The sequence below is a fragment of the Campylobacter sp. 107 genome, from assembly GCF_002383835.1.
Lineage (GTDB): Bacteria > Campylobacterota > Campylobacteria > Campylobacterales > Campylobacteraceae > Campylobacter_D > Campylobacter_D jejuni.
Genome location: NZ_NXBA01000055.1, coordinates 1 through 4,268, shown reverse-complemented (window position 1 = coordinate 4,268; position 4,268 = coordinate 1). Strand labels below are relative to the sequence as shown.

Genomic DNA, 4,268 nt, shown 5'->3' with positions numbered 1-4,268 from the left:
AAAAGATTTAGTTAAACGTTTTCCAGAATTTGCAGATTTACCAAAAATTTATGGGGGGGGGTCTTATGGAGGATACCTATCTTTACTCATAGCAAAGATAGCTCCTTGGTATGTGGATGGCGTGATTGATAATTCAGGTGTTTGCTTACCATTCTTGGTGTGCATTTTAGGAAGAGAAATGAATCAAGGGGAATTTTATTTCGAAGGAAGTAGTCTTAGACTTTATTGCTTTGTGTATAAATATTGGACTAGAAATATAAATTCTTCTTATTATTTTGGGGATGAGAATTATTTAATTAGAGCAATTTTAAATTCAAATCATCTTAAAATTCAAGCAAATATTGATAGTGATATTGTTTTTTCGAGTTATCATAGTTTACAAGATACGCGTGCATCAGTGCAAAACAAAATAGAGCTTTATAAATGTTATCAAGAATTAGGATATGATGCTACTTTACATTTAATAAAAGATGAAAATGATGTAGATGGTAGATTTATAAAAAGTTTAGAACATGGGCTTAGAATGACTGATAAAGCCTTATTTAGAAAAGAACTTCCTTTAATGCTTGAAAAACTACAAGGAAGAAAATCTTTTATGCGAGAAAATTCTATCTCTTATCCTTGTGGAAATAAAGTGTTTGCTTTTAAAGATGTGGGAGATAAATTTAAATTAGAGATAAAAGATTAAAACAAGGGAAATTAAATGACAGCATATTTGCATATAGGAACACCAAAAACTGGAACGACAAGCTTGCAAAATTTTCTTATTATAAATGAAAATAAAGTGTTAAATCAAGCTTATATTTATCCAAAAAGTCTTAGAGTGGCAAATAGACATTGGGCTTTGGTGGATATGGTTTTAGAATTGGTTCAAAAAGAAGATATTTTAAAAAAAGAGAGTGTTTTAAGTCATATCACAAATGAAAGACTTCTTAGAACTATAGAAAATTTTAAAAGCGAAAGTGCTTTACATAAAGATAAAAAATTTATTTTTTCAGCTGAGGGTATAGTTTGGGATTTTTCTACCAAAAAACATGTAGAAATTTTAGAAAAGATTATGAGAGAGTTAGGCTTTACTCAAATTTATATTATTGTGTATTTTAGAGATACTTTAGGTTATTTAAATTCGCATTGCTCTCAAGATCATAAAAACAATATGGGGTATTATTCTGCTGATTTTGCTCCGCAAGATCATCCTAGAAAATATATTTTTGATTATGAGTGGATTTGTAAAACTCATGCTGAGGTATTTGGAGAAGAAAATTTGATAGTAAGACTTCTAATGGAGGATTATGTAGGAGGGACTTTGCTTAAAGATTTTGTTTATCATTTAGGGCTTGAATGGGATGAGAGTTTTGTTTTAAAACAAACCAAAAATGAAAGTTTTAATCTTTTAGGAATGGAACTTATGTCAAGATTAAACCAAAAAGATTTAAAGCAAGATAATCTTAATTCTTTGCTTTTTATGGCAAGAAGAAAATTTGAAGGCAGTAAAGAAAAAAGATTAAAATTTGCAGTGCAAAAAGATATTGCTAAAGCTTATGCGGATTATTTTGCTTCTTCACTTGAATGGGTAAAAAACAAATATTTCCCGCATAAAAATTCTCTTTTTACTCCTGTGAATTGGGAAGAATATGAACAAAATTATACTTTAACCCATATGCTAAGTAAAGATTGGGATGATGTGGCGGATTTTATAGTACAAATTATTGTTTCTAAAAATGAAATCATCAGTTCTTTAAAAGAACAGCTTGAACTTGCAAGGAAAGATTAGTCTTTCATTGCAGTTTCAAGCATTTTTTTGATATTTTCAAAGCTTTCAAAATTTTCAGGTGTGATAAATTCTGCTTTTAAGGGTTTTTTATAAAATTTTTCTATTTCAGCAACCAAAGCCATGATATCGATACTATCGATAAAATCTTCACTTACTAGATTTTCCATACTCTCATTGATATCTGTTCTTTCTATATTGATAAAAAATTGTTTGATTTCTTGCATTTTTTCTCCTTTAGTTTTTTGAAATTATAAAATATTTATTTAAACAAGTTCTTTTAAAACTTTCCTATCAATTTTTCCATTTTGATTAAGCTTAAATTTGTCAATTTTGATAAAATTTTTTGGGATCATATAAGAAGGTAATTTATCTTTTAAAAAAGCTTTAAAATTAATCTCATCTTTGCTTTCATAAAAACAAATAATATCTTCTTTAAAAATACAAGCACTGTTTTTAATATTCACATGAGAATTTATTACGCTTTCTATTTCTCCAAGTTCTATTCTATGTCCCATATATTTTATCTGATTATCTGCCCTTCCGTAGCATAAAAGCTCTCCAAATTCATTATAAGAAACGATATCTCCTGTTTTATAGAGTAAATCTAAATAATTATCATGCAAAGGATTTTGAATAAAAGCTTGTTTGGTTTTTTCTTTGTCATTATAATACCCTAAAGACAAAGAAGTTCCACGCACGTAAAGCTCCCCTTTAACACTTATTTGTTTAGGACTTATGAAATTCATATTTTCATCAAAAACTAAAAGTTCTGTGTTTTTACATGCTTTGCCTATAGGTAAAAGTTCTTCATCTTTAAAAGTACGATTGATGATATAAAAAGAACATACATCAGTGATTTCTGTTGGACCATAAAGGTTGGCAAATAAAGCATTGGGTAAGTGTTTACGCCAAATATTTAGCTGTTTATTGGGCATGATTTCACCACAAAAAAGTATCTTTTTTAAGGCGTTTAAACTAAAATTATTCAAAGCTTCAGTATTTGCAAAATAAATCAGCACCGAAGGCACCCAAAATATAGTGCTTACTTTTTCTTTTTCAAGACATTCTAAAATTTTATTTGGAAAGGCAAAAAGATGATTAGGTAAAAGGTGTAAAGTCGCTCCTGATTTTACACTTGAAAAAATATCTAAAATACTATTGTCAAAATAAAATGGTGCTTGATTGGCTAAAATTTCATTCTCATCAAATTTAAAAGTCTCACACACCCAAAAAGTATAATCAATCACACTCTTATGTGCTATGCTTACTCCTTTAGGAATACCTGTGCTTCCGCTAGTAAAGAAAACATAGAGTAAATTAGTATCTATGTGTTTTTCTTTAGCGTTTTTTAGCAAACTCTCATCTATATTAAAACTTTCAAAGTCTTGTGTATAAAGTGTAGGCAAATCTAAATTAAATTTTAAATCCTTTGAAGTGATAAAAAGTTTAGGTTTTAAAACCTCTATGACTTTTTCTACTCTTTCTTTAGGACTTTTTTCATCTAAAAGGGTATAAAAATTTCCACTTAATGCCACTCCAAAAAATGAAATTAAACAATCAATTCCCTTAGGTAAGATGATTAAAACAGGAGCTTGAGTAGGATTATCATTTCCTAAAGTTTTTAAAATTTCACTGGCTAGTTTTTTAGAAAAGAGATCAAAGTCTTTATAAGTGATTTCTTTTCTTTCTTTGGCAAAGGATTCTACAAAAGCAGTTTTTTCGCTAAATTTGTTTAAATTTTTTTCTAAAAAATCGTAGATATGGGTTGTCATGATTTGCCTTTTTAGTTTTTTGTAATATAATATCGATAAATTAATAAAAAAGGCCTTTATATGCTCATAAACCAAACCTTTGAAATCGATTCTTGTGATGATGTAGAACTAGGTATTAAAAGAACTAGTAAGCTTGAATACCGTATCAGTTATGATGATGAAAAAGATCTCAAAGCTATAGTTTTTGTCATAGGAGGTTATGGAGCTAATGCAAATATATATTTTTTAGATTCTTATAGAAATTATATTGCTAAAAATTTTGATGTAGTGACAATAAATGTTTTTTATCATTGTTTTTGCCAAAGGCGTTCAGATGTTTTAAAATACGATGCAAGTGCAAAATTTTTAGAAGAAGATCTGGAAAATTTTTCTAAAGTATTGAATGATTTTAACATTGATAGTAGAAATTTAAATTCTAATAATGCTTTAGAATATTATCATCATTTAGATCATTATATTACTACTTTAAAATCACAAGGAAAACTAGCGCAAAATTATCAAGCGAAATTTACTTCAACTTTTATCCCACCCAATGGAGATTATCAAAACTATGGCGTTATGGCAGCTATTGATCATATCAATGCTTTAAAAGATTTAGTTAAACGTTTTCCAGAATTTGCAGATTTACCAAAAATTTATGGGGGGGGGTCTTATGGAGGATACCTATCTTTACTCATAGCAAAGATAGCTCCTTGGTATGTGGATGGCGTGATTGATAATTC

The 4,268-nt window shown here is 28.4% G+C and carries 5 protein-coding genes; 3 read left to right on the top strand and 2 right to left on the bottom strand.

Annotated features, from left to right (window positions below; all coding sequences use genetic code 11):
• On the top strand, positions 1–688 hold a 688-nt coding region (locus BGS40_RS06985; RefSeq protein WP_141085135.1), incomplete at its 5' end, for a DUF2920 family protein.
• Positions 689–703: 15 nt separating this feature from the next.
• The gene (locus tag BGS40_RS06980; RefSeq protein WP_096738545.1) at positions 704–1,774 is read left to right on the top strand and encodes an acyl carrier protein; all 1,071 of its coding nucleotides are present in this window, start codon (positions 704–706) and stop codon (positions 1,772–1,774) included.
• Here the strand turns inward: BGS40_RS06980 and BGS40_RS06975 are convergent.
• Together BGS40_RS06975 and BGS40_RS06970 are read right to left on the bottom strand one after the other, a co-directional pair.
• Complete coding sequence (locus tag BGS40_RS06975; RefSeq protein WP_002777686.1) at positions 1,771–1,998, bottom strand: acyl carrier protein; 228 nt, start codon at positions 1,996–1,998, stop codon at positions 1,771–1,773. The genes BGS40_RS06980 and BGS40_RS06975 overlap by 4 nt on opposite strands.
• Positions 1,999–2,037: 39 nt before the next feature.
• A complete protein-coding gene (locus tag BGS40_RS06970) occupies positions 2,038–3,546 on the bottom strand; it encodes an AMP-binding protein (protein WP_096738544.1) in 1,509 nt (502 codons plus the stop codon).
• Positions 3,547–3,606: 60 nt separating this feature from the next.
• On the opposite strand from BGS40_RS06970, the gene BGS40_RS06965 reads away from it, so the two are divergent.
• Positions 3,607–4,268, top strand: a 662-nt coding sequence (locus BGS40_RS06965) for a DUF2920 family protein (RefSeq protein WP_141085134.1), incomplete at its 3' end; no start/stop codon positions are given.